This window comes from Agrobacterium sp. 16-172Ci (genome assembly GCF_053522725.1).
Genome location: NZ_JBNWBW010000012.1, coordinates 46,299 through 71,545 on the forward strand (window position 1 = coordinate 46,299; position 25,247 = coordinate 71,545).

At 62.3% G+C, this 25,247-nt stretch carries 19 protein-coding genes; 7 read left to right on the forward strand and 12 right to left on the reverse strand.

Annotated elements, in window-relative coordinates; genetic code table 11:
* The first annotated feature begins 42 nt into the window (after window positions 1–42).
* Window positions 43–2,880 carry a condensation domain-containing protein gene (locus ACQZ40_RS12960; protein WP_448748092.1) on the forward strand — a complete coding sequence of 946 codons (2,838 nt, stop codon included), beginning with the start codon at window positions 43–45 and terminating at the stop codon, window positions 2,878–2,880.
* A 297-nt stretch (window positions 2,881–3,177) separates the two neighbouring features.
* On the opposite strand, the gene ACQZ40_RS12965 is transcribed toward ACQZ40_RS12960, so the two are convergent.
* Together ACQZ40_RS12965 and ACQZ40_RS12970 are read right to left on the reverse strand one after the other, a co-directional pair.
* Window positions 3,178–4,524 (reverse strand): condensation domain-containing protein, encoded by a 1,347-nt coding sequence (locus ACQZ40_RS12965; RefSeq protein WP_448748093.1) that lies wholly within the window; start codon window positions 4,522–4,524, stop codon window positions 3,178–3,180.
* 60 nt (window positions 4,525–4,584) lie between these two features.
* The gene (locus ACQZ40_RS12970; protein ID WP_448748094.1) at window positions 4,585–9,033 is read right to left on the reverse strand and encodes an amino acid adenylation domain-containing protein; all 4,449 of its coding nucleotides are present in this window, start codon (window positions 9,031–9,033) and stop codon (window positions 4,585–4,587) included.
* A gap of 81 nt (window positions 9,034–9,114) precedes the next feature.
* On the opposite strand from ACQZ40_RS12970, the gene ACQZ40_RS12975 reads away from it, so the two are divergent.
* The 6 genes from ACQZ40_RS12975 to ACQZ40_RS13000 all read left to right on the forward strand — a co-directional run bounded on the left by ACQZ40_RS12975 (window position 9,115) and on the right by ACQZ40_RS13000 (window position 16,484).
* Window positions 9,115–10,290 carry an isochorismate synthase gene (locus ACQZ40_RS12975; RefSeq protein ID WP_448748095.1) on the forward strand — a complete coding sequence of 392 codons (1,176 nt, stop codon included), beginning with the start codon at window positions 9,115–9,117 and terminating at the stop codon, window positions 10,288–10,290.
* An 18-nt stretch (window positions 10,291–10,308) separates the two neighbouring features.
* The gene (locus ACQZ40_RS12980; protein ID WP_078053265.1) at window positions 10,309–11,934 is read left to right on the forward strand and encodes a (2,3-dihydroxybenzoyl)adenylate synthase; all 1,626 of its coding nucleotides are present in this window, start codon (window positions 10,309–10,311) and stop codon (window positions 11,932–11,934) included.
* Between the two features lie 96 nt (window positions 11,935–12,030).
* The gene (locus tag ACQZ40_RS12985) at window positions 12,031–12,900 is read left to right on the forward strand and encodes an isochorismatase (protein WP_078053266.1); all 870 of its coding nucleotides are present in this window, start codon (window positions 12,031–12,033) and stop codon (window positions 12,898–12,900) included.
* A gap of 13 nt (window positions 12,901–12,913) precedes the next feature.
* Entirely contained in the window at window positions 12,914–13,669 is a 756-nt protein-coding gene (dhbA, locus tag ACQZ40_RS12990; protein WP_078053267.1) for a 2,3-dihydro-2,3-dihydroxybenzoate dehydrogenase, read from the forward strand.
* 63 nt (window positions 13,670–13,732) lie between these two features.
* On the forward strand, window positions 13,733–14,443 hold the full coding sequence (locus ACQZ40_RS12995) for a 4'-phosphopantetheinyl transferase family protein (protein ID WP_448748096.1): 711 nt from the start codon (window positions 13,733–13,735) through the stop codon (window positions 14,441–14,443).
* A 127-nt stretch (window positions 14,444–14,570) separates the two neighbouring features.
* On the forward strand, window positions 14,571–16,484 hold the full coding sequence (locus ACQZ40_RS13000) for a PhoX family protein (RefSeq protein WP_448748097.1): 1,914 nt from the start codon (window positions 14,571–14,573) through the stop codon (window positions 16,482–16,484).
* Between the two features lie 104 nt (window positions 16,485–16,588).
* Here the strand turns inward: ACQZ40_RS13000 and ACQZ40_RS13005 are convergent, their stop codons facing one another.
* The 10 genes from ACQZ40_RS13005 to ACQZ40_RS13050 all read right to left on the reverse strand — a co-directional run bounded on the left by ACQZ40_RS13005 (window position 16,589) and on the right by ACQZ40_RS13050 (window position 25,119).
* Complete coding sequence (locus ACQZ40_RS13005) at window positions 16,589–17,284, reverse strand: cytochrome c3 family protein (RefSeq protein WP_269313700.1); 696 nt, start codon at window positions 17,282–17,284, stop codon at window positions 16,589–16,591.
* A 2-nt stretch (window positions 17,285–17,286) separates the two neighbouring features.
* On the reverse strand, window positions 17,287–17,778 hold the full coding sequence (locus ACQZ40_RS13010; protein WP_065655264.1) for a nitrate reductase cytochrome c-type subunit: 492 nt from the start codon (window positions 17,776–17,778) through the stop codon (window positions 17,287–17,289).
* The gene (gene napA / locus ACQZ40_RS13015; protein WP_448748098.1) at window positions 17,748–20,252 is read right to left on the reverse strand and encodes a periplasmic nitrate reductase subunit alpha; all 2,505 of its coding nucleotides are present in this window, start codon (window positions 20,250–20,252) and stop codon (window positions 17,748–17,750) included. The genes ACQZ40_RS13010 and napA overlap by 31 nt, the downstream gene beginning before the upstream one ends.
* Window positions 20,227–20,514: a chaperone NapD gene (locus tag ACQZ40_RS13020; RefSeq protein WP_433824012.1), complete on the reverse strand. Its 288-nt coding sequence runs from the start codon at window positions 20,512–20,514 to the stop codon at window positions 20,227–20,229. Before ACQZ40_RS13020 ends, napA begins: the two co-directional genes overlap by 26 nt.
* On the reverse strand, window positions 20,507–21,007 hold the full coding sequence (locus tag ACQZ40_RS13025) for a ferredoxin-type protein NapF (RefSeq protein ID WP_065655262.1): 501 nt from the start codon (window positions 21,005–21,007) through the stop codon (window positions 20,507–20,509). Before ACQZ40_RS13025 ends, ACQZ40_RS13020 begins: the two co-directional genes overlap by 8 nt.
* 7 nt (window positions 21,008–21,014) lie before the next feature.
* A complete protein-coding gene (gene napE, locus ACQZ40_RS13030; protein ID WP_003585411.1) occupies window positions 21,015–21,200 on the reverse strand; it encodes a periplasmic nitrate reductase, NapE protein in 186 nt (61 codons plus the stop codon).
* Window positions 21,201–21,387: 187 nt separating this feature from the next.
* Complete coding sequence (locus ACQZ40_RS13035; protein ID WP_448748099.1) at window positions 21,388–22,575, reverse strand: NnrS family protein; 1,188 nt, start codon at window positions 22,573–22,575, stop codon at window positions 21,388–21,390.
* A complete protein-coding gene (locus ACQZ40_RS13040; protein ID WP_448748100.1) occupies window positions 22,572–23,324 on the reverse strand; it encodes an ATP-binding cassette domain-containing protein in 753 nt (250 codons plus the stop codon). Before ACQZ40_RS13040 ends, ACQZ40_RS13035 begins: the two co-directional genes overlap by 4 nt.
* Window positions 23,321–24,130 carry an ABC transporter permease gene (locus ACQZ40_RS13045; protein ID WP_080857850.1) on the reverse strand — a complete coding sequence of 270 codons (810 nt, stop codon included), beginning with the start codon at window positions 24,128–24,130 and terminating at the stop codon, window positions 23,321–23,323. Before ACQZ40_RS13045 ends, ACQZ40_RS13040 begins: the two co-directional genes overlap by 4 nt.
* A gap of 5 nt (window positions 24,131–24,135) precedes the next feature.
* Window positions 24,136–25,119, reverse strand: a complete 984-nt coding sequence (locus ACQZ40_RS13050; RefSeq protein ID WP_448748101.1) for an ABC transporter substrate-binding protein — start codon at window positions 25,117–25,119, stop codon at window positions 24,136–24,138.
* Window positions 25,120–25,247 lie beyond the last annotated feature (128 nt).

Below are 25,247 nucleotides of genomic sequence, written 5' to 3' on the forward strand. Positions count from 1 at the left end.
CGCGCCGGAGCGCGATTCCCGAATATTTCCAAGGAGAGGACCATGGCAGCAGACAATACGCGTATGCTCGCACGTCGCATCGAAGAAACTTTCGACAGGGGGGATGCAGCCCCGCCGAGCCAATACGAAGAACGGGTCTGGTTCGAGCAGTTTCAGGATCCCGATCAGGTCTTCCGCGCCCTTCTCGCCTATCGCATCGGTGAAGAGTGCGATCTGCTGCGCCTGACCTCGGCGCTGAAGACGCTTTGCGAAGTCTGGCCCGAACTTCGTGCACGCTTTGCCTTCGGCGAGGACGGCACGCTTGCCAAGAGCATCGAGGCCCCGTCCGCATCCATCGTGCAGCTAATGCATGTTCCATCGGCAGGCGAGGCCCTGACTTTGCTGCACGACCTGCAGGCAAGGCCCTTCGATGCCGAGACCGACCCGCCGTTTCAGGCCGTCGTGCTTTTGAGCGAGGGAGAAATCCTGCTGGCATTTCTGGTCCACGGCCTGCTCGGCGAAGTCCTCTCGCCGCAAATCCTGCTGGAAGGCATTACGGCGGCCTATGCCGGTGAGACACCGAGACCGCTTTCGCCGCGCGCGGTCGAAAGTAACAGTGTCGATCCGCTTCCGCTCGGCTGGCTGCAACGTCCGGCCTCCGGCTCGACCGTCGTGGCGCTGCGGCAAAACGGGATCGACAAGCCGGCGAGCCACAGCCATGGCGTCGATCTTCCCGCCACCTTACTCGGCCTCAACAGTTCCGCGGCGACGAATGCGCTTCTGGCGCGCGCCGGATCGCGTTTTGCCCTTTTCCTCGCGAAAACCGGCGGTCCCGAGACAGTAACCCTGCGCCTGCAGCCCGGCGTCGGCGCTTCAATGCCGATGTCAGCCGAGGCTGCGGCACAGGTATCGATCTCCCGCGACCAATCACCCGAACAGGCTGAAAAAGCCGTGCTGTCCGGTCTGGAGCGGCGAAACGACAATGAGGGCGGAACCGCCACCTTCACGCTGCAGGCGCTTGCGACACCCGTTCAGGCCATATCGGAGCATGGGCTCCAGTTTGAGCACCTGCCCCTGCCCTCCCTGCAATCCGGTCTCGGCCTGACGCTTGCCGCCGGCCCGACAGCCGCCGGCGATATCCGCCTCGAACTGACGGGCGGCAGGGAGACATCGCCGCATGCGACGGCCTTCCTGCTGGAGCGCTTCGTCAGCCATCTCGAAGGCGGCGCTGATTTTTCCGACATCGTCCCCCAAAACGCCGTGGCGACACCGCAGCAGGCAGCCCTTTCGCCCGCTGCTTCCGGTGAGAACGACGACAACACCGTCGCAACGATCCTTGCGGAATTCCGTGAAGCGCTCGTTGCGCCCTACATGGGGCCGGATGACGATTTTTTCGATTTCGGCGGCCATTCGCTGATTGCGACGCGCATCATCGGACGTCTTCTCAGCAACCACGGCATCGAGCTGCGCTTCAACGACCTGTTCAGCTACCCGACCGCCGCCTCGCTCGCAAAACAGGCGACCCGGCTCGAAACCGCAGCACCCGCACAGGCCGAGGCGACCGCGAGCGGCTCGCTCACAGCGCCGCTTTCGCTGGCGCAGATGTCGCTCTGGAAGGCCTATGCCGCCTTCGGCTTCGGCGAAATCTTCAACATTCCCTTCGCGCTCGATTTCCTTGATCCCGTGGATGAGAATGCCTTCGAATGCGCCTTCCTCGACATCATCGAGCGCCATCCCGGCCTGCGGACCCATTTCTACGTCGAAGACGATACGGTTCTGCAGAAGATCGTGCCGATGCACGATCTGCCCGGTTACAAATGGTTCTGGACCAGCGAAGAAAGCGAAGGTGTGGACCGGCACGCGGAGGCCAGCTGGAGGTTCGATCTTGCGCGTGAACTGCCGATGCGGCTGCGCTTCCTTAAGGATGCGCAGACCGGCCGTCAGGTGCTTTCCTTCCTTTTCCATCACATCGTACTCGACGAATGGTCGGTGAACCTGATGATGGACGAGCTGACCGAGGCCTACCGGGCAAGGGCGGCGGGCAAGGCCCCGGTCTTTGCCACCAAGCCGGCGCCCTTCCATGAATTTGCGAGAAAACAGGTCGCGTCAGGCGTCAATGCCGGCCACCTCGCCTACTGGACCGATATGCTGCGGGATGCGCCGAAAGGCCTTACCCTCAACGGACAGGACAGCACGCCGCACGAGGCATCGCAGGACGAAGCACCGGCGGGCGGCTGGATCGAATTCAAGCTGGAAAAACATGTCAGCGACGGGCTTTACGCCATTGCCAAGCAGAACAGCGCCTCGCTGTTCAACGTGGTTTACGCCGCCATTGCCGCATCGCTGCGCCATCTCGGCGGGTTAAGCGATCTCGTGGTCGGCACCTCGGCTTCAGGCCGCACCGATAGCGGTTATTTCGATACGATCGGCTATTTCACCACGGTTGTCGCCCATCGCGTGCGTTTCGGCGAGACAATGACCGTCGGCGACCTGATTTCTTCGGTGAAGAACACCATCAACGGATCGCTGGAACATAGCGAAATCCCGATCGATCTCGTCGAGGAAGCGCTGGGCATGACGCCCGGCCGCGACCATCTGTTCGAGGTCTTTATCCAGATCCACGCCAAGAACAAGCTGAACGGCACTCTTGCCGGGCCGGATGGCAAACCGGTGGAGTTCCGCCAGATCGACCCCGACAAGCATGAATCCATGCTGGGACTGCAATTCGAGGTGATGGAAGAGATGATCGGCGGCGAGCGCTCCATTCGCGTGCTGATGAGCTACCGTTCGGACCGCTACGGCCCGCAGGATGTCGAACGGCTGCGCAACACCACCAGCGGCGTCTTCAGCCGCTTTGCCGAAGCCGGCGCTTCGAGCCGCGCGCTGACGACACTCGCCTGAGCTGGAATTGGGCAAGAAAAACCCGGCTTCGCCTTAGCGGAGCCGGGTTATTTTTGCCTGTGAACGCTGATGAGAATGTATTGGTGCGGCCGCGCCGTCACCCCGGGCTTGGTCCGGGGTCCAGTGCGATCAAGTCCTTGATCGCGAGAGAGTCCTTTCACGGCGCAGACGCGCCGTGGCTGTATGCCGGATCTAGTCCGGCATGACGGAAAAGGGACTATCCGTCTTTATCGGCAACATATGCCCATCCTCACACTCTGAAGCCGGTCTGGCATTCACCCACAGTCGTCCCCCCCTTCAAACCGCCAGACGGAACGCCGTGGACGCCTCCGCCGCCGCAAGCGTCAGCGCCTCCTCGCGCAGCATGGCATCGAGGAACAATGGCAACTCCTCGCGGTAACGGGCGAAATCCTCCGCTTGCGTCAGTGCTGAATCCGCATCGATATGCAGGTTCAGCTCGCTGCCGTCATCTTCGCCACGGAAGGTCAGGTTGAAACCGTCGCCGGGACCGTTGGCGAGGATGTGCCTGACAACGGTAAGCCCGGCAAAGACCGGCGCGCTGAAAGGCAGGACATTGATGAGCGGCGAGAAGAAGAAGCGCCGGCCCTTCGGGATTTCCCGGTCGGCGGCGATCTGCTCGATGCGGTAGCGGCCATGCAGGCGCTGCTTTCGCAGATTGGCGGCGTTGCGCGTGAGAAATGCGCCGAGGCTCTCTCCCGGCTCGATGGTGAGATGGAAGGGCAAAATATTGACGAGCATGGCCGGCATATGCGCGCCGACGCTGCCCCAACGGCTCATGAAGGGCAGCCACAAGGTCAGCACATCGCGATCCGGCCGCGGCAGGACACGGTGGAGATAAAGGCCGGATAGCAGCACCAGAAGGTCCGGCCAGCCTATCTCCGTTGCGCCGGCCACCTGTTGCAACCGCGTGCTGAAACCCTGCGGCAAGGCCGCGTCCGTATGCAGGCCACCGCCGCCATAGTCCTCGCAATCCTTGTCCAGCACCGGCAGATCGGCGGGTGCGGCAAGATAGGCCGCCCAGAAATCGCGGTCCTTTTCAAAACGCCGGCTTTGCCTGTAGGCATCCTCTTCGGCAAGGAAATCGCCGAAGGGGTGGAAATCCGGACCCGCTTCGCCTTTGCCGCAATAGTGCCCGTAAAGCTGGCCGCAACGCTGCTCCACCAGCGTCAGGCCATAACCATCAACGACGATATGATGGGCGCGGATGTACCAGAGATAACGATCGTCGGCGATACGGTAGAGCAGCTGCGCCGAAAGCCTGTCGGTTCTGAGATCGAGCCTTGCTTCCACATCCGCGTTCATGCGCCGCAGCGCCTCCTCCAGGGGAGCGGCATCGCCGCGAAGATCGACAAGCTCCACCACAGGGGCACGGCTTGGATCGCAGCATTGCTGCGGTGTCTCGCCATCGTCGCCGATGCGGAAACGGATCGACAGGACTTCGGATTCGCGCACGGTGCGTTTGATCGCCTCGATGAGCGCGCTTTCATTCACCGCACCGGAAAGATCGATGTAATGGGCGACGGTGGAAACCGGTTCGTCGGGATGGAAGGAAAACTCCTCCCAGAAATCGAGTTGCGGCTGCGTCAGTGGAAGCCAGCCGCCGGCAGGATCGATATGCGCCATCTGTTTTTCCTTGCACAATTTCCGTTATCGGGCGCGAAGTGCCACCCGAAATGATTGGGTTCACGCCGCCCGGGCGGCCAGGAGCGAAGTCACCTGTCTGGCGTTGCGGCACCGCAAAAGCTGCTGCGGTGTGAGCTCCACGCCGAAGGCAGTGCGGATTTCAGCCGAGACGGTTTTCAGATGCGAAGGCAGAAGACCGAGCGCCAGCAGGTCGCTGTTCGCATCCACATTCGCCGGTTTTTTACCCAGCACGCCGAGATAGATATCCAGCACCCGGCGGTCGCCCTGATCGACGGCGGGAGCCGCACGGGCGGAGATTTTTGCCGGTTCCGCAGCACCGGTCAGCAATTCGCGGGCGCGACGGCGATCCGGCTTGCCGTTGGCCGAAAGCGGCAGATCGTCGACCTTGAGAAACCGACCGGGAACATGCGATTCCGGCAGATGCTGGCGGGCAAAATTGCGCAGATCGGCGGTGGGGAGTTCAAGGCCCGGCGCAACGACGTAAAGCACGCCGATGGCCGCCTCGCCCTTTTGTTCGACGCCGTAGTCCACCACCAGAACGCGCTGGATGGAAGGATGGCGGATAAGCTCGTTTTCCACATCCGGCAGCGAAACGCGCACGCCGCGCACCTTGACGTAACCATTGACGCGGCTGGCAAACATGATTTTGCCATCCGGCCGGTAACGGCCCCGGTCTCCGGTGCGGAACGCCCGCACGGGGTTTCCTTCGGGATCGGCAACCGTCACGAAATCCGTCTGGGTAATCGCGCCATCTTCGAGATAGCCGATTGCCACATTCACGCCGGCCGTATGGATGCGGCCAACGACACCGGCCGGGCAATGGCCACCCTGATCGTTGAGGACGAAGTAACGATTGGCGGGCAGCGGGTGGCCATAGGGCACGGCCGCCACATCTTCCGCAACGATCTCGTGCCAGATGCTCCAGATCGTGGTTTCCGTCGGGCCGCCGAGCGATATCAGCCGCAGGCCGGGCTTCAGCCGGCGAAGTTCTTCGATAATCATCGGCTTGATGTAATCGCCGCCCTGCGCCACGAGCCGCAGCGAAGCAAGCTGGTCGCCACGGCGGCAGGAGAGAAGCATTTCGAGAATGGCCGGCACCGAGCACCAGAGGGTGACGCCATGTTCGGCCACCAGCTCGTTCCAGCGCACCGCATCCTTTTCCTCGCCCGGTTCCGGCAACACCAGGGTCGCTCCTGCGACGAGCGCGCCGAAAACATCGAAGACAGACATGTCGTGATGCAGCGGCGTGACGGAGATGAACACATCGCTATCCGTCACCGCCCATTCCGCAAGCGTGCTGCCGATGACATTGGCCGTGGCGCGGTTGGAAAGCACGACGCATTTCGGTTTGCCCGTCGTGCCGGAGGTATAGAGATAATAGGCAGGCTCCTCGCTTTGGGAGAGCGCCGCCACCTCCTCCATGGTAACGGGTGCGCCAGCCGGTGCGGGCGCGGACAGAAGCGCCGCCGGATCGACAGCGTCGAAACCCTGCGGAACGCTGCGGGCGACGATGATCGCCGGGCGGCAATTGGTTAGCAGATAGCGCAGGCGATCTTCCGGCGAGCCGGCATCGACCGGCACCCAGACCGCACCCATCAGCGCTACGGCGAGCGTGATGGCCGTATGTTCCGGGCTGCGCGGCAGGCACACGGCCACGACATCACCGCGGCCGATGCCGCGCGCCTTAAGGCCCGCCATCGCCCCTGCCACCATCTGACCGAGTTCGCCATAGGAGATACGTCGCTTGCCGCTGACGAGCGCCGTGCGCGACGGGTCGCCCTCGAAAAGATGGCCGGCGATCCGTTCCAGAAATGGCGGGCAGGCGAAGTTTCTCTCGTCGCCGTTCAGCCGGTAGTGGGACAGGTCGACAATATCGCGTGCGTTGAAGGAGAAAGCGCCGTTATTGGCGATCCAGGCAATCGCACGCTCGATGGCGGCGAGAATATCCGCCACCATCGCCGCATCGATCGCCTGCTCGGCATAGTCGATATCGAGCACGAGATCGCCCTGCGGATTCTGCGAAAAGCGGAAATCCAGCGCCACCTGTGGCGTCTGGGTAAGCCCGCCGGTCCATTGCATCGTCGATTCGGATGAAAGCGTCGGCCAGGTCAGACCGTTGGTGATCACCACCGGCAAGGCGAGCCCGCCCGGATTGGCATTGAGAAGTACACGATTGAGATCGATACCCGAAAAGGCGAGATGGTTCAGCCCTTCCAGCACATCCGTCTGGAGACCTGCCGCCCGCTCCGCAAAACTACTCTTGGCCGCATCCCATTGGACGGCGACGAAGCTGGAGCGGTTTGCGAAGGCGCCTTCCACCTGCGGCGCGACGGGAATGCCGACGACGAGCGCGCCTTCGTTGAGCCAGAGCGAGAGCACATCGAGAATAACGGCCGTCAGCGCCGAATTCTTGAACAGCCGCTCTTTCGCACCGATGCGTGAAAAGGCGGTGAAACGCGGCTTTTCGACAGTCAGGCTCCGGCGGCTGTAACGCGAGGTTGGAATGGTTTCGAGCGGTGCTTTCCACGGCAGTTGCGAGGGCACCTCGGCATCTTTCAACTTTTCAGCCCAATAGGCGGCATCCCCGGCACGGGCAGCTGAGATATCCTCCTTCGGCGTTTCGACCGTTGCGGCGGCTTCCGGCGGCACGACGCCATCGAAGAGTTCCGCCGCGAGGCTGGCAATGGCCCGCCCATCAAGGATAAGCGCATCGAAACGCAGGAAGACCACGATCTTAGGCCCCGTCGGCCCTGCATCCGGCATAAGAAACACCGTGACCTGCCATGGCGAGGCTGCGAGATCGAAATGTGCATGGGAAAAATCCCGTCGCACCGTGTCGATCCTTGCCTCGGCTTGCGAAAGAGACAGGGCCGAAAGATCGACGAGATCGAGATTGATCTTCGGCTCATCGGAGACCATCTGCACCAGCCGTCGCTCGTCGATGCGGGTGCGCAGGCTTTCATGTCTCGCAACCATCGCGGCAAGCCGCGACCGCAGCAGTTCCGGGTCGATATCGCCCCGATATTCGCGGAACTCCTGCATGGCCACGCCGCTCAGCGGCAGATGGGTGCCGCGCCCGAGCAGATAGGCCTGTTGCAGGGGTGAGAGGGGACGTTCCATGGATTTTCCTTTTGCCTCGGCTGCCGTTTCCGACCGCTGCGCGACCAATCTCTCCACGCTTTCGCAAGCGAGATCGGGGCTTTCCGCGATCCGGCGGAGAAGAGCGACGTAGGTTTCGAACAGGGCGCGCAGCCAGCGTTCCGGCAGCGCATCGAGCCGCACATCCCAGTTGATCAGCAGACCGCCATCCAGCGCCGCCACCTGCGCATCCAGCGCCACCCCCGACCCCTGCGAGACGGTGTGGACCATCGGACCGAACACCCGCCCGACCCGTTCCGAAAACAGCTCCCCGCCCGGAAGATCGACGCCTGCGGTGAAAACCACCGGCGAGGTCTGCAAACCACCGCGCTGGCGGGAGAGATCGCGCATCACGCTGACACCCGGATAGGACTGGTGTGCGAGAAGCCCGTTCATCTCATCGAACAGCCGACCAAGCAGCGCCTCGAGCGTTTCTTCAGGCCTGATATCGACGCCGAGCACGAGCGCGTTGGAAAATTCGCCGACGATCTCATCGACCCCTTGCACCAGCGGCGCGCGCCAGAAACCCGGCACTGAAAGCCGGAATTTTTCCGCCCCCGACGCCTGAGACAGCGCCAGTGCGAAAACACCGAGCAGAAGGGTCGATGTCGTCACGGAAAAACGCCGCGCTGTCCGCTCCAGACTGCTACGCTCCGCCGCTGAAAGCAGCGTGGCGAGCCGGTCCGTGTGAACGGCGCGCGAGGGTTCATCGGACAAAAACGGCAACGGCGGCGCGTCCGGAACATCGGCAAGCCGTTGCCGCCACCACAGGCGGTCCCTTTCGCGCAGGCCCCGCAAGTCCGGATCGGACATGAGACGTTCCGCCCAGTCGAAAAACGACGGGGTCACTGCTTCGAAAGTCCGGGTTTCGGCTGCGCCTGACGCCGTCTCGTAAAAACGGGCAAGGTCTTCCATCACCATCCGCACGCTGGCGGGATCGACGGCCAGCATGTCTGTGTCCACATGCAGACGGCAACGTCCCTCCGGCAAGAGGCTCAGCGAAATCGCCGCCGGTGCGGCAAAGCGAAGATCGGCCCGGCGATGGCTCCATTCCTCGCGCTTCGCCTCAAGACGGCGTGCAAGCGCCTCCGAATCAAGCGCGGCCATGTCCTCCACATCGAGGCGGAGCGGCCGGCCGGCAGGATCGACGGACTGATGGCCTTCCGCATCGATCCTGAGGCTCAGCATGGGGTGACGCCGGCAGAGCCTTTCCACGGCAACGGCCAGTTTTTTCGCATCCACCGCCTGCCCGTCGAATTCGAGGTAAAGATGCGGCGTAACTTTCCCGAGTATTCCATCCGCCTCGCGGCCGACCCAATAGGCCACCTGCATCGGGGTTAAATTTAGCATGTGAGTTTGTACCGGTTGACAAAACATGATTAGCATACTCAAGTATAAGCCATCGTCAACCACTCGCACAGGAGGCATCCCATGAAAACGGGAGCACTCAGGACGAATGACGTCGAATCCGACGAAATTACTGAATTTAATAGAGAATTTCTGTTTACGTCCGGCAGCGGGCAATTGCGCGCCAAGGGCATTCGCGAAAAGATAGCGATTCCTGCCCGGGGCGGCGAAGTCATTGCCAGCCCGCTGCAGCAGGCACTGGCCGGCGCGTTCGAGCGTGCGCAGCGGGAGGGACAGGAGAACCCAATCGCCATCGGCGCGATCCCCTTCGATGTCAGCGAACCCTCATGCCTATATATCCCATACAACTATGAATGGAATTCCAAGGATGCGGAGCCGATCGCCGCCGATTCGGCCATGCCCGCCCTTGTCGGCCAGAACAGCCTGCCGGACGAGAGCGGTTTCAAGCATGCCGTCGAACATGCCATCGTCAATTTCCGCCATTCCGAAGTCCGCAAGGCGGTGCTTTCCGTCATGCGTGAACTGACTTTCGCCTCCGAGGTCAATGTCGAAAGATTGCTGGCGAGTCTGGCCAAACAGAACCGCGAAGGTTACCAGTTCCGCATTCCGCTGCCCGATGGCGGCGACCTGATCGGCGTCAGCCCGGAACTTCTTATTCGCAAGCAGGGCGAGAAAATCACCTCGAACCCGCTGGCGGGATCGGCAAAACGCATGGTCGATCCGGCGGCGGACAAGGCCAATGCGCATCGGCTCTCGGCCTCGGAAAAGGATCATTACGAGCATAGCCTCGTCATCGAGGATATCCGCTCGCTGCTTTCGCCGGTCTGCGCGGAACTCGATGTTCCCGAAAAACCCTCCCTCATCAATACGGCGGCGCTCTGGCATCTTTCGACCCGCATCGAAGGCCGTCTCGCCGATCCGGAAACCAATGCGCTGCAGCTTGCCTGCCTGCTGCACCCGACGCCAGCCGTCTGCGGCTTCCCCACCGAGCGCGCCCATCGCCTCATCCGCTTCGTCGAGCCTTTCGAGCGCGGCCTCTTCACCGGCATGGTCGGCTGGACGGATTCGCAAGGGAATGGCGAATGGGTGGTGACGATCCGTTGCGGCACCGTGCAGCGGGAAACCGTGCGGCTCTTCGCCGGCGCGGGCATCGTGGAGGCCTCGGAGCCCGAATCCGAATGGGCCGAGGTGCAGACCAAGCTCAAGACCATGCTGAACGCCTGCGGTCTTGCGGCCTAATTTTTCCAGGGACAAACCATGACAATCGAATTCCAACGCTGGCCCGAGGATTTCGTTCGCCGATACCGCGAACGCGGCTACTGGATCGACCGGCCGCTGAGCGGCATTCTCGCCGAACAGGTGGAGCGCCGGCCGGACGCCACAGCGCTGATCTGCGGCGACCGTCGTTTCAGCTACGCCGACCTCGACCGGCAATCCTCCAATCTGGCCGGACATCTCTCCGCCGCAGGCATCGGCAGGGGTGATACGGCGCTGGTGCAATTGCCGAACATAGCCGAGTTCTATCTCGTCTTTTTCGCGCTCATCAAAATCGGCGCCGCCCCCGTCAATGCGCTTTTCAGCCATCGCCGACTGGAAATGACCTCCTATGCGGAGCAGATCGCGCCGAAGCTGGTGATCGCCTCACGCAGCCACGAGCTTTTCGCCGATGACACATTTGTGGAGGCGCTGAAGGCGGTCTCTCCAAAGCTTGCCGTGACCCTGCTGCTCGGCGAAACCGATCCGCAGCGCAGCCTGGAGCAGAAGCTGGCCGCCCCGGCCGAAAATCCACCGGCTTACGCCCCTTCCGCCGCCGATGAGGTGGCATTGTTCCAGCTTTCCGGCGGCAGCACCGGAACGCCGAAACTGATCCCCCGGACGCATAACGACTACGACTACAGCGCCCGGGCCAGCGCGGAGATTTGCGAACTGTCGCCGCAGACCCGCTTCCTCTGCGCCATTCCGGTGGCGCATAATTACCCGATGAGCTCACCCGGCGCGCTTGGGGTGTTCCACGCCGGCGGTGCCGTGGTCATGGCCGCCAATCCGGAGCCGCTTGCCTGCTTCGATCTGATCGAAAAACATCGCGTTGACATTGTGCCGCTGGTGCCGCCGGCGGTGGCGCTGTGGCTGCAGGCGGCTCCCGCCCATCGCGAACGGCTGAAATCCCTCAAGCTCCTGCAAGTTGGGGGCGCAAGCTTCGCCGAAGCGCTCGCCCGCCAGGTGCCGGAGGTGCTGGGCTGCGATCTGCAGCAGGTGTTCGGCATGGCGGAAGGTCTGGTGAACTACACCCGCTTCGGTGACCCCGACCATATCGTCTTCACCACGCAAGGCAGGCCGATCAGCCCGGACGACGAAATCCGCATCGTTGACGAGGACGGCAACGACGTGCCCGAGGGCGAAGCCGGCATGCTGGCGACCCGTGGTCCCTACACGTTCCGGGGCTATTACCGCGCCCCCGAACACAGCGCCCGGGTCTTCGATAAGGACGGCTTCTATTATTCCGGCGACGTCGTGCAGCGCACGCCCGAAGGTTATCTGCGGGTCGTTGGCCGGGTGAAGGACCAGATCAATCGCGGCGGCGAAAAGGTCGCCTCGGAAGAGGTGGAAAACCTGATCCTGCGGCATCCGGATGTGACGCACGCGGCGTTGGTGGCGATGCAGGACGAACTTCTCGGCGAAAAAAGCTGCGTCTTCGTCGTGTCGCGCAATCCCGCGCTTAGGGCGCCGGCCATCCGCCAGCATCTCGCCGGTCTCGGCGTCGCGGATTACAAGCTGCCGGACCGCGTGCGCTTCATCGAGGCCATGCCGCTCACCGCCGTCGGCAAGATCGACAAGAAGCGCCTGCGCGACCTGCTGATGGCCCCCGTCGCCATCAGCGCCTGACAGGCAGCGCCAACCGAAAGGGACGCTCAAAAGGGCGTCCCCAATTCCAAAGATTACGCGCCGCCCGAGCCGGCGCAGCAAAAAACCGAGGTCATCATGACGATCCCCACCATTTCCGACTATCCGATGCCGGTCGCCGCGAGCTTTCCGGCCAACAAGACAAAATGGCAGCCCGATGCGAAACGCGCCGTGCTTCTCATCCACGACATGCAGCGTTATTTCCTGCGGTTCTACGAGGCGGACGGCAAGTTGATCACGGCCCTCATCGACAATCTCGCCAAGGTGAAGGCATGGGCCGTTCAGAACGGCGTGCCGGTCATCTATACCGCCCAGCCGCATAACCAGCCGCCCGGCGACCGCGCGCTGCTGAACGACATGTGGGGACCGGGTCTTACTGTCGTCGATCCCGAATTGCAGAAGGTGGTCGACAAGCTCGCGCCGACGCCCGACGACGTGGTTTTGACCAAATGGCGCTACAGCGCCTTCCAGCGTTCCGATCTTGCTGAGCGCATGAAAGGCTGGGGCCGCGACCAGATCATCGTCGGCGGCGTTTACGCCCATATCGGCTGCATGATGACGGCGGTTGAAGCCTTCATGAAGGATATTCAGCCCTTCATGATCGGTGACGGTGTCGCCGATTTTTCCGAGGCCGAACACCGCATGGCGCTGCAATATGTGGCGACGCGCTGCGGCGTGGTGATCGACACCGCAAGCCTTGTCGGCGCAGGCGAGGCCACCGGCACCCGCGAATGGCTGAAAGCCCGCGTCCTGCAGATGGTGGAGGATGAAAGCGATATCGACCCCGATGAAAACCTGATCTTCTACGGGCTGGATTCGCTGCAGGTGATGAAGCTCGCCGGCGAATTGAAGGAGCGCGGTGTCACCGTCGGCTTCGATGAGCTGGCCCGTGTGCCGACACTTTCCGCCTGGTGGACGCTGATCGAAGAAAAGCGGCTCGCAGCCTGAGCGGACGGACAAGATGACGCAACAGAGATTTACCGGACGGCGCGTGCTGGTGACGGGCACGGCCCAGGGCATCGGCCGCCGCATCGCCGAACGTTTCATCGAGGAAGGGGCCGAGGTCATCGGCCTCGACCTTCTGGCTGACACGGCGGAGGCCCCCTTCCGCCAGATCGCGCTCGACATCACTGACGCGGCGGCGGTGGAGACGGCCTGCAAGGCGATAGAGAGCGAATGGGGCGGGCTCGATATTCTGGTCAATGCCGCCGGAATTTTACGGCTCGGCGACAGCGAAAGCCTGACGCCAGAGGACTGGAAGGCCTGCATGGATGTCAATGCCGCCGGGCCGTTCTATATGCTGCGGCAATGGAGCGGCACCTTCAAGCGGCAGGGGCGCGGCGCCATCGTCAATGTCGGCTCCAATGCCGCCGTCGTGCCGCGCATCGGCATGATGGCCTATTGCGCTTCCAAGGCGGCGCTGGTCAGCCTCAGCCATTGCGCCGCCCTTGAGCTTGCGCCTTATGGCGTGCGCTGCAATGTCGTTTCCCCCGGCTCCACCGATACGCCGATGCTTGCCGGCATGTTGAGCGATCCTTCCGGCAAGGACCGGCTGGTCGCCGGCCTGCCCGATCAGTTCAAGCTCGGCATTCCGCTCGGCAAGATCGCGAGGCCGGACGATATCGCCGATACGGTGCTGTTCCTCGCCTCCGATCAGGCAGGCCACGTGACGATGCAGCAGATCGTCGTCGATGGCGGCGCAACGCTTGCGGCCTGAACAGACGCGGGATGGCGAAAAGCGTGAGCGCATGATCTAGGCCGCTGGATGAAGGTGACGGACATGGCCATTGCAACGGCGTTTCATCGCAAAGCCGTCTCCGGCGATCCACCGGAGGCCATCTGGCCTTGGCCGGACGACAGCTGCGATTGCCATTGCCTCACCCTTCATTACAGCGCCGATGAGGGTTGCGGCGGCGAGGTCCCTCCCTTGCCGCCGCAGCTTTTACACGCCCTGCCCAAACGCAAGGCGGAGTTCATCGCCGGGCGCAGATGCGCGGCCGAAGCCATCCGCCGTCTCACCGGCCGCTCCAGCTTTCCCGGTATGGGTGAGGACCGCGCGCCGATCTGGCCCGAAGGCGTGATCGGCGCGATTTCCCACAGCCATGAGCGGGCGATTGCCATTGCCGGCTCTTCGGGGCGGTTCCGCGGCATCGGCATCGATATCGAAAGGCTCCTGACTGAAGAGGAAGCCTGCGATATCGCCACGCAGGCCCTGACGGCGAATGAACGCCACAACCTCGGCAACGCCATAGACCCCTTCATGACCGGCCTGATTTTTTCGGCCAAGGAAAGCCTGTTCAAGGCGCTTTATCCGACAGTGAAACGGTTATTCTTTTTCGAGGCGGCGGAATTATCCGGCTTCGACGATAACGGTTCGGCCTCGCTGCGGCTGACCGCCGACATAGGCGAATGGCGCAGGGGAACGGAGATTCCCTTCCGCTTCTGCCGCTTCGACGGCTTCCTTGTCACCTGCATCCTGATCGGGCGCTGACGAAAAATGCCGCCCCGGCGCAGGGAAAATGACCGCCGATACTGCCCTTTCCGTCATCCGCATGAAATATTGGGACGGTAGGCACCTTGCTGGAATGATTCCAAACAAGCAACGGTGGAGACAGACTATGACCGACATCGATACGAGCAAATTGTCCTGGGACGAGTGGGACGAACTGCAGAACCCGCCGCCGGCCGAAACCGATTTCGACCGCGTGGTCGAAACCGCGATTTCCCGCCGCGGCTTTCTCGGCGGCGTGCTTGCCTTCGGTTCGGCCGCGGCCGCCATGGGCACGCTCGGCAACCTGATGAGCAGCACCTCGGCCGAAGCGCAGGAAGCCGCCGTTGGCCGTTTCCCCTTCAAGCCGGTTGCCGCCGCCACCGACAACACCATCCATGTCCCGGAAGGTTATAACTGGAAGCCGCTGGCGAAATGGGGCCAGCCGCTGTTCTCCAACGTTCCCGATCTCGACCCCGCCAAGGGCGTCAGCGTTGAAAACTCCGACAAGGTCTTCGGCGAAAACACCGACGGCATGGAACTCTTCGTGGTCGGCAGCCACCAGCTGATCGCCGTCAACCATGAATATGTGAACCCCGAAATCAACCTGCCGCACACTGACAAGGGCAACCCGAAGACGGCTGACGATGTGAAGATCCTGCAGAACATGCAGGGCGTCACCGTCATGGAAGTCGCGGAAGACAAGGACGGCTGGAAGATCGTTCTCGACAGCCCCTTCAATCGCCGTATCCACCACAATACGCCGATGAAGCTTTCCGGCCCGGCCGCAGGCTCCGATCTCGTCAAGACCGCCGCCGACCCGAAGGGTGTCGACTGTCTCGGGACCTTCAACAATTGCGGCGCCGGCCGCACGCCGTGGGGCACCTATCTCACCTGCGAAGAAAACTTCAACGGCTATTTCGGCACCACCGACGCCGCCTTCAAGCTGCCTGACGACTACAAGCGTTACGGCATCGTCGCCGAGACGCGCTACGCCTATGAGAAGTTCGACGCGCGTTTCGACGTCGCCAAGAACCCCAACGAACCGCGCCGCGCCGGTTACGTGGTCGAGATCGATCCTTCGGACGCCTCCTCCACCCCGATCAAGCGCACCGCGCTTGGCCGCATCAAGCACGAAAACGCCGCCGTGGTGATCGCTCGTGACGGCCGTGTCGTCGTTTACATGGGTGACGACGAGCGTGGCGAATTCCTCTATAAATTCGTCTCCAGCGGCATCTACGTGCCGGGCGGCGACACCTCGAAGCTGCTCGACGAAGGCACGCTTTACGTCGCGAAATTCTCCGACGACGGCGCCGGTGAATGGCTCGCCCTGACGCCTGAAACCACCGGCATGAAGATCGACGAAATCTGCGTCTTCACCCGTCAGGCCGCTTCCAAGGTGGGCGCAACGACGATGGACCGACCGGAATGGGTCGCCATCAACCCGGTCGCCATCGAAGCCTATTGCGCGCTGACTAACAACAGCCGCCGTGGCGAAATGAAGGACGGCAAGCTGCGCGCCAATGCCGGCGGCGACGCCATGGCGATCAATGCCGCCAACCCGCGCGAAAAGAACGAATACGGCCAGATCGTGCGCTGGTATCCGGAAAATGACGACCATGCGGACGGCAAGTTCAAGTGGGACCTGTTCTGCATGGCCGGCAACCCTTCCGTTCACAAGGACGCCTATGCGGGTTCTTCCAACATCAACGAAGGCAACATGTTCAATTCGCCTGACGGCATGATGTTCGATAGCACCGGTCTGCTCTGGATCCAGACCGATGGCGAGGACACCAATGAAGGCAACTTCGCCGGCCAGGGCAACAACCAGATGCTGGCGGGCGACCCGGCCACCGGCCGTATCGAGCGCTTCCTCACCGCCCCGAAGGGTTCCGAAGTCACCGGCCAGACATGGTCCGGCGACAAGCGCACCCACTTCGTCGGCATCCAGCACCCCGACGCCCCCTTCCCGGATGGCGAAGGCAAACTGCCGCGCTCGACCATCATCGCCATCAAGCGCGATGACAATGTGACGATCGGGTAAGCCACAGACATATTGGCAACCGGATCGTCGCGACAGCCGCGATCCGGTTCTACTGACGAAAACGCCGTGCGCCCGAGGGGATGCACGGCGTTTTTTTCAGGCGATCAAAAAACGTTCCGGTGCACATCCGTCATCGCACGTCTAAGGTCGTCGACGGCAGAGGCCGTTGGCCCCGGCTGGTCGTTGAGCGCCGGCGGCATTTTCCAGCCGGGGTCTATGCCTTCCATATTGGGCAATTCATGGGCGATGCCTTTATGGCAATCGATGCAGGTAGCCTTGCCCGTCAGCAGATATTTGGAATGAATATCGGCGGCGCGCTGCGTCTGTTTGGTAAAGTCCATGGCGGCGGAGGAATGGCAGTTGCGGCATTCCAGGCTGTCATTGGCCTTCAGGCGCGACCATTCGTGCTGGGCAAGCTCCAGCCGCTTGTCGAGGAACTTCTTGCGCGTATCGATGGTGCCGAAAATCTTGCCCCAGACCTCCTTCGAGGCCTGCATCTTGCGGGCGATCTTGTCCGTCCACTCATGCGGCACATGGCAATCCGGACAGGAGGCGCGCACGCCGGAACGGTTGGAAAAATGCACCGTCCGCGTCAGTTCCTCATAAACATTGGCGCGCATCTCGTGGCAGGAAATGCAGAAGGCTTCCTTGTTGGTCATTTCGAGCGCGGTGTTGAACGCGCCCCAGAACATGACCCCGCCGACGAAACCGCCAAGGGTGAGAAAGGCGAGGCTGAGCGTGCCGGCCGGTGTCGTCAGAACCGCCCAGAGCCAGGCGAGAAGTTTTTTCACACGGGCGATCATCATTCGCTACCCGCCGGTTTGACGCCCATTTCGCTCATGTCCTGAAAGGTGTTGGGCACGAGCGGCCGTGTGTCGGCCTGCGGCACATGGCAGGCCGTGCAGAAATAACGGCGCGGCGAAACATCCGCCAGCATCTGGCCTTCGCGCGTCATGTAATGGGTGACGCTGATCATCGGCGCGCCGGAATCCTGCGTGAATTCGCGCTTGTGACAGGAGAGACAGCGGTTGGCATTGACCGAAAGCTGGTAACCGTCGATCGAATGCGGGATGACCGGCGGCTGCTCCGGATAGGCGCGCATGCGCCTGAAATCGTCGATCACCCATTTCGGCAGGGGTTTGGCAGGTTCGGTCTGCATGGCGTCACCGCGCGGACCGGACAATTCCGGCACCATCTGCGCAACGGCCCCCGTCGCCACCGTCGCAACGACGAAAGCGGCGATCATCCATCCGTGTTTCCTGATCATGCGACCGGCTCTATCTTGACTGCGCATTTCTTGAAATCCGTCTGCTTGGAGATGGGATCGGTTGCGTCGAGCGTCACCTTGTTGATGAGCTGGCTGGCATCGAACCAGGGAACGAAGATGACACCGGGCGGCATGCGGTTGCGGCCGCGCGTTTCCACGCGGGAGCGTATTTCGCCACGGCGAGAAACGATGCGGATTTCCGCGCCCTGATTGAGCCCGCGCTTGCGCGCATCGTCGGCATTCATGAAACAGCGGGCGCCGGGGAAGGCCTTGTAGAGTTCCGGCACGCGCATGGTCATGGAGCCGGAATGCCAGTGCTCCAGCACGCGGCCCGTCACCAGCCAGGTATCGAATTCTGCATCCGGGGATTCCGCCGGCGGCTCGTAGGGCACGGCGATGATGACCGCCTTGCCGTCCTTGTTGCCGTAGAATTTCACGCCCTCGCCCGGTTTGACATAGGGGTCATAACCTTCGCGGTAACGCCACAGCGTTTCCTTGCCATCCACCACAGGCCAGCGCATACCGCGCACCTCGTGATAGGCATCGTAAGGCGCCAGATCGTGGCCGTGGCCGCGCCCGAAGGTGGCATATTCCTCGAAGAGACCCTTTTGCAGATAGAAGCCGAAGTGTTTTGCTTCCTGGTTTTCGTATTCGCCGTTGATCTCGCTTAACGGGAACTTGCCGACATCGCTGTCCTTGAAGAGCACCTCGTACAGCGTCTTGCCGCGATAGGCGGGATTGGCGTCCAGTATCTCCGCCGGCCACACCTCATCCGTGGTGAAGCGTTTGGAAAATTCCACCAGCTGCCAGAGGTCGGAGCGCGCCTCGCCCGAGGCCTCGACAAGCTGGTGCCAGACATGGGTGCGCCGCTCGGCATTGCCATAGGCCCCCTCCTTCTCCACCCACATGGCGGCGGGCAGGATGAGGTCGGCGCTCATGGCCGTGACGGTCGGATAGGCATCCGAAACAACGATGAAGTTTTCCGGGTTGCGATAGCCCTGATAGGTCTCGTTCTTGGTGTTGGGACCGGCTTGGACGTTGTTGTTGACCTGCACCCAGTAGAAATTCAGCTTGCCGTCATGCAGCATGCGGTCCTGCTGCACGGCGTGGTAACCCGGCTTTTCCGGGATGATGCCGTGCGGGATGCGCCAGATTTCCTCGGCATGTTTGCGGTGTTCCGGGTTGGTCACCGTCATGTCGGCCGGCAGGCGATGGGCGAAGGTGCCCACCTCGCGCGCCGTGCCGCAGGCCGAGGGCTGGCCGGTGAGCGAGAACGGGCTGTTGCCAGGCTCGGAAATCTTGCCGGTCAAAAGATGGATGTTGTAGACCATCTGGTTGGCCCAGACGCCGCGCACATGCTGGTTGAAACCCATGGTCCACAGCGACATGACCTTGCGGTTCGGGTCCGCATAAAGCTCGGCCAGCTCCTCCAGGAAACCGGCTTCCACGCCGGTCATGGTGGCGGTCTTTTCCAGCGTGTATTCGGAGACGAATTCCTTGAAGGTCTCGAAATCGATCGCTTCGGTCTTGGTCGGATCGGCGGAATTGGCGGCATTCACCTCTGCCGGATTGTCGGGCCGCAGGCCATAACCGATATCGGTGACGCCGCGCACGAATTTCGTGTGGTTCTTCACGAAGTCTTCGTTGACGCGCCCGGTCTTGATGATGTGGTTGGCAATGTAATTGAGGATGACGAGATCCGTGCCCGGCTTGAAGACCATCGGAATATCGGCAAGGTCCATGCTGCGATGGGTGAAGGTCGAAAGCACAGCCACCTTCACATGGTCGAAGCCCAGACGCCGGTCGGCAATGCGCGTCCACAGAATGGGATGCATCTCCGCCATGTTCGAGCCCCAGAGCACGAAGGCATCGGCATGTTCGAAATCATCGTAACAGCCCATCGGCTCGTCCATGCCGAAGGTGCGCATGAAGGCGTAAGCGGCCGACGCCATGCAGTGGCGTGCATTGGGATCGAGATTGTTGGAGCGGAAGCCGGCGCGCATCAGCTTGGTGGCCGCATAGCCCTCGAAGATCGTCCATTGGCCGGAGCCGAACATGCCCACGGCCGTCGGCCCCTTCTCTTTCAGCACGCGCTTGCACTGCTGCGCCATCACGTCGAAAGCCTCATCCCAGCTCACCGGCTCGAACTCGCCGTCCTTGGCGTAGACGCCGCCTTTTTTGCGCAGAAGCGGGGTTTGCAGGCGGTCCTTGCCATACATGATCTTGGACAGGAAATAGCCCTTGATGCAGTTGAGACCGCGATTGACCTCCGCCTGCATGTCGCCATGGGTGGCGACGACCTTGCCTTCCTTGACGCCGACCATGACGCCGCAGCCCGTGCCGCAGAAACGACAGGGCGCCTTGGACCACTTGATCTGCAATGCGGAAACCCCGCCCGGCACCGGCTGGGCGGCGGCCGGCAGCGCAATGCCCGCCGTTGCCGCCGCAATGCCGGCGGCATGGGCCTTCAATAGATCACGCCGCGTCAGTTCGCTGCTCATCGCCGCTTGTCTCCTCTGTGTCGACGTGTTCGAAAACCATGTTGGCGGCAATCACACCGTCGAGTGTCGAAATATAAGTGAGCGTATCGCCCAGCATGCCGGTGCTCGTGCCGTCTATGACAATGACGACCTTGCCGTTGCCCTCGCCATGAACCTCGACATTGTCGAGCGTTGAAAGCGTTGCCAGCACGGCGTCCCGCATCTGCGGCATCACCGCCACCACGGCGCTTGAAACATGATACCGGCCTGTATTTTCAGGCATATTGCATCTCCGTGGCTCTCTCTTTGATCTCGATCACACTGGCGGGGCAGACGGACACGCAGGCCCCGCAACCGGTGCAGGCGTCTTCCAGCAGTTCCGGAACGAAGGGGCCGCCACGGCGGGGCCGAAACCGGATAGCCTCGGTCGGGCAGGCATCGCGGCAGGCCTGACAATCGATATTGCCGAAGGCAAGACACCCCTCACCGATCGCCATGACATGATCGAAGCGCTGCGCCGCGGGGGCGGCAAAGACCGGTTCGGGACAGGCCTCCGCGCATTTGCCGCAGAAGGTGCATTCCCCGGCGGAGAAATCCACGCAAGGCAAACCGTCCGCCATGGCGATTATGCCGGTGGGACAGGCCTCGACGCATTTTGCACAACCGCTGCACGCGGCGAGGTCGCTCAACGCGACCCCGGGGGGACAGATGCGTGGTCTATTTTTTTGTCCGCCGCGCAAAAAATCGCGCCGGCTGAGAGAGACTTCCATCATCATCTCGCCCTCAATGGCCGGGCGGCCCCGGCGGGCCGTAAATGATCTGGAACATCCAGACAATAAAACCATAGGCTCCGACAAATCCGACCGCCAGAATGGGCCAGATTCCGAAGGCCAGAACGGCGAAGGTCACAAGTTCCCTCGTCCGGCTTGGCTTTTCATCTGCGTGCTGAGGCGCGACTATTTTAGGCATATTCGCGGTTCCCTATTCGGTTGGAGTTATAATCGACCAAAAAGAAAATATGTTCAACCACTTGATTTTATTGATTATTTATTAAAACTAACATTCATCAATATCCCTCCTCTAAGCCACTGATTTCACATTGTGCTTTTGCCGAAAAAATAAACAAACTCGTCGGCGCAGCGGGGAAAGGTCTGTCTCATCCGCATGCGCCCGCCTCATCGATGCCAGGCGCGCGCATGAAAGGCACGAAGCCCTGCAACCAGACCCCGAAACTCGCCGCCCACAAAACGGCGCTGAGGCCATGGTGATAGGGCGATAATGTTGCGGCAAAATCGAATTCCGGCAGGATGCGCACCAGCCCGGCCATCGCCATCAGAAGGGCGGCCACATGCGCCTGCCATGGAAGATGCGTCAGATTGCGGCCCGTATGCCGCAGCCCGGCAATGATGAAGACGGCCATGATGGCGCATCCCAGCGCCCCGACCGACAGCAGATGCAGCCCTGCGGCGGGCGTGACCGAAAAACCGAGCCGTGTCGCGCCGAGCGCCAGAAAACCCGCGCCCGCAAAGGCGTTGCCGAGGCCAAGCAACAGCACTTCGGTCTTGAAGACGGCACGCCCGATGAACCATTCGGCCAGCCGGTCGAAAAAGGCGGCGCCGGCCGCAAGCGAAAGCCAGGCGCAGACATCGCTCTGCGGAAAGAAAAGTTTCGCCGCCATGTAAAGCGTCACCATGGCGCCCGCCATATGCTGGCGGCCGGGATGAGGCCGGTAAGGCGTGGTCTCGCCGCCGGGATCGAGCGCCAGATTGATGACAACCACATTGATACGCGCGGCGGAAAGCGAAAACAGCACGGTAAAAATGCACAGCGCCGCTTCCAGCAAGCGGGCTGCAAGTTCGAGATCGCCGCTCCACCAGGCATAACGCACACCCGCTTCAGCCGCCGTAAACAGAAGAAGCCAGATAAGGAACACCAGGTGTTTCATCGTGCGCCGCGCCAGCATCGCCCTGCCGATGAGAACGCAGAGCGCGAGCAGAAAGGCGAGATCGAAAAAACCTGCAAACAGGCTCCATGCCTCCATCCCGAGAAGGCCGATAAGGCGGCCCGGCAGCCAGAGACCGGCGAGATGAAGCAGCGTTCGTCCCTGCGCGGGCTTCGTATCCGTCCATTCCGGCACCGCCGAGCCAAGGAAACCGGCAAGCGCCATGCCATAGGTGCCGAAGATCATTTCATGGGCATGCCATTGCGATGCAGGCACTGCATCGGCGAAAGGCAGGGCATAACCACCAATGACGACCCACAGGAAGGGCCAGCCCGCGCCGTGCAGGGCGGCCAGAGGGAAAAACAGCCGCAGGGCTTCGGAAAGGATGGGGGGCTGCCTCATCGCACCCGCTCCCTTGCTGAAAATAATTCGGCGAAAGCCGGGCTCTCGGACAGGCGCTCCGCTTCGTCGAAAACCGCACGCGCCATGCGCCGGCCCGGCGAACCCGCGGGCTTATGCGCGGCAATGACTCGGCCATCGACGCCGGAAAGCACGATCAGCCTATCGGCAACCAGCAACGCCTCATGAAGATCATGGGTGACGAGAAGGGTGGAAAAACCGCGCCGACGGGCGGCGCCCACCAGAAGCTCCTGCAAATGACGGCGCAGGCCGACATCGACGGCGCTGAAGGGCTCATCCAGAAACAGCATGTCCGGCTCCACGGCGAGCGCCCGCGCCACGCCGGCGCGCTGGCGCATGCCGCCGGAGAGTTCCACCGGATATTTGCCGAAATCAGCCACCTCCAGACCGACCTCCAGCGCAAAAAGGCCCGCCCTTTCGCGCCGCTCCCGTTTCGGCATGCCGGCCGCCGCAAGGCCGTAGGCGATATTGTCGATAAGCGTCATCCATGGCAGCAGCCTCGGTTCCTGAAACACCAACCCCTGCCGGCGATAATGGCGGTGCACGCGGCCGCGAACAGGATCGATGATACCAGCCGCGATCTGCAAAATCGTCGTCTTGCCGCTGCCGGAGGGGCCAAGCAGCGCCACGGTTTCCCCCGGCGCTATGCCGAGATCGAAATTCTCGAACAGGCTGCGGCCGAGAAAGGCGTGGCCGACATGTTCGAAACGCAGGATGGAACGGTCGCTCATCGCTTGACACCCCATGGCAGCCCGGCGGCGCGCCAGCGTTCCAGCGCCTCGCGCAGCAGATGCAGCAGGCCGTAATCGGTGAGCAGCGCCAGCGCGACGGTGATGGCGAGCCAAGCGCTGACCTGCGCGATGTCGAACAGCGCACGTGCGGTGGCCAGTTCGCCGCCAATCCCGCCGGAATTCGAAAGGAGCTCGGCCATGACGGTTACTTTCCACGCGCTTCCCGCCGTCGTCGTCCAGGCCGGGAAGAGGTAGGAGAGCACATGCGGCATGGTGACGGTGCGCAGCCGGTAAAACCACGGAGCGCCGAAAGCCTGCGCCATCACCTCCAGCTGACGGTCCCGCTTGGCGACACCTTCCAGCGCACCGGCAAAGGACACGGGGGCCGAGGCGATGATGACGGTCATGACAGCCGTGCCGCCGGACGAGCCGAACCAGATGAGCGCCAGCACGATCCAGCCGATGGGCGGCACGCCGAGCAGAACGGTGACGACAGGCTTCATCAACCGCATGGACGCGAAGGAATAGCCCGCCAGCACGCCCGCCACCGTGCCGATGCCGGCCGCGATGGCAAAGCCGGTCAGGGCCCTGACGGCGCTCTGCGACAGGATGGCGAAGAAATCCGGCCGCGCCGCCAAAAGCCCCATTGCCGCGAAGGTCTCCCCCGGTGAAGGCAGGATGAAGGAGCCATAAATCTCATGCCCGGCCTGCCAGGCGGCGAGAAAACAGAAAATGCCTGAAAGCCCGGCCCAGCCCGCCCACAGATAGCGGCCCATCCAGCCAAGACTTTCGAGAATGCGGTTCATGCCTGCTACACCAGATAAAATCCGTCATCCGGCCGCCGGCCGCCGATGATTGCCGGGTCGGTCCTGGCAAGCTCATCGTAGAACGCCTCGAGATCGGCGCGCGCAGCGCTCGCCTTCAGGGCGCACAGATGACTTGTCGGAAAGGAGGCGGCGATGATTTCCGGCGGGAAACCCAAGGCATCGGCGGCCGCAGCGGCCGCCGCCTCCGGATCGGCCATGGCGCTGGCAAGCGCCGTCTCTAAGGCGTCCTGCAAAGCCTCGATGCCGGCCCTGCCGAGTTTTTGCTGGACCGGCGATGTCAAGGCGAGGCCAGCCTGCGGAATTTCAGCCTTGCCGGCCACCTTCGCCCATTCCCGCTGGATATCGATGGTGCGATGGACGGTCATGAAAAAAGACTTCGCCTTGATGAGCACGGCGGTCGCGGCCGGCTCGCTCAGCAGGGCGGCATCCACCCGTCCCGTCAGCAGCAATTGCACGGCTTCCGGTGGCGAAGCGGCATATTCCAGCTTGATGTCGCCGGGCTTCAGGCCGTTTTCGGCAACAAGGCGGCGCAGCACGAAATCGGGCATGTCGTTCTTGAACGGCAAAGCGAGCGTCTTGCCGGAAAGGCTCTGCAGGGAGTTCAGCGTCCCGTCTTTCGAAACGATATAGAGCAGGCCCGTGGTCAGCACGTTCAACAGCCCGAGGCCGAGACCGCGATTATGGAGATTGGCGACGCCGTAGCTCGGCATCACCACCGCTCCCATGGAGCCGGAGGCGACGGCGGCGCGCATTTCGTCCGGCGTTTTCCAGGCTCTGAAACCCGCTCCGGGTGCGACATCCTTCAGGAACCCGCCCTTTACCGCATGGGCCAGCACGGCCGACGGCGCGGCCGGAGGGCCATAAAAGGTGAGCGGCGCTTCCGCCTTCGCAACATGCGGTGCGGCAAGTGTCGCGACCGCGAGCCCGGAAAAGGCCGAAAGAGCCTGACGACGGGTGAGATGGGCCATGGTCCTGATCCTTTCGCGCCGGAAGCGCCCTGATGCGCGTGACGCCCGCTCAGACCGTTTTCCGGTCTCGGCGCGTCACCACCCCGGAAATGACATTTTGCAAGCGCCCGCTCTTTGCGCAGGATCAA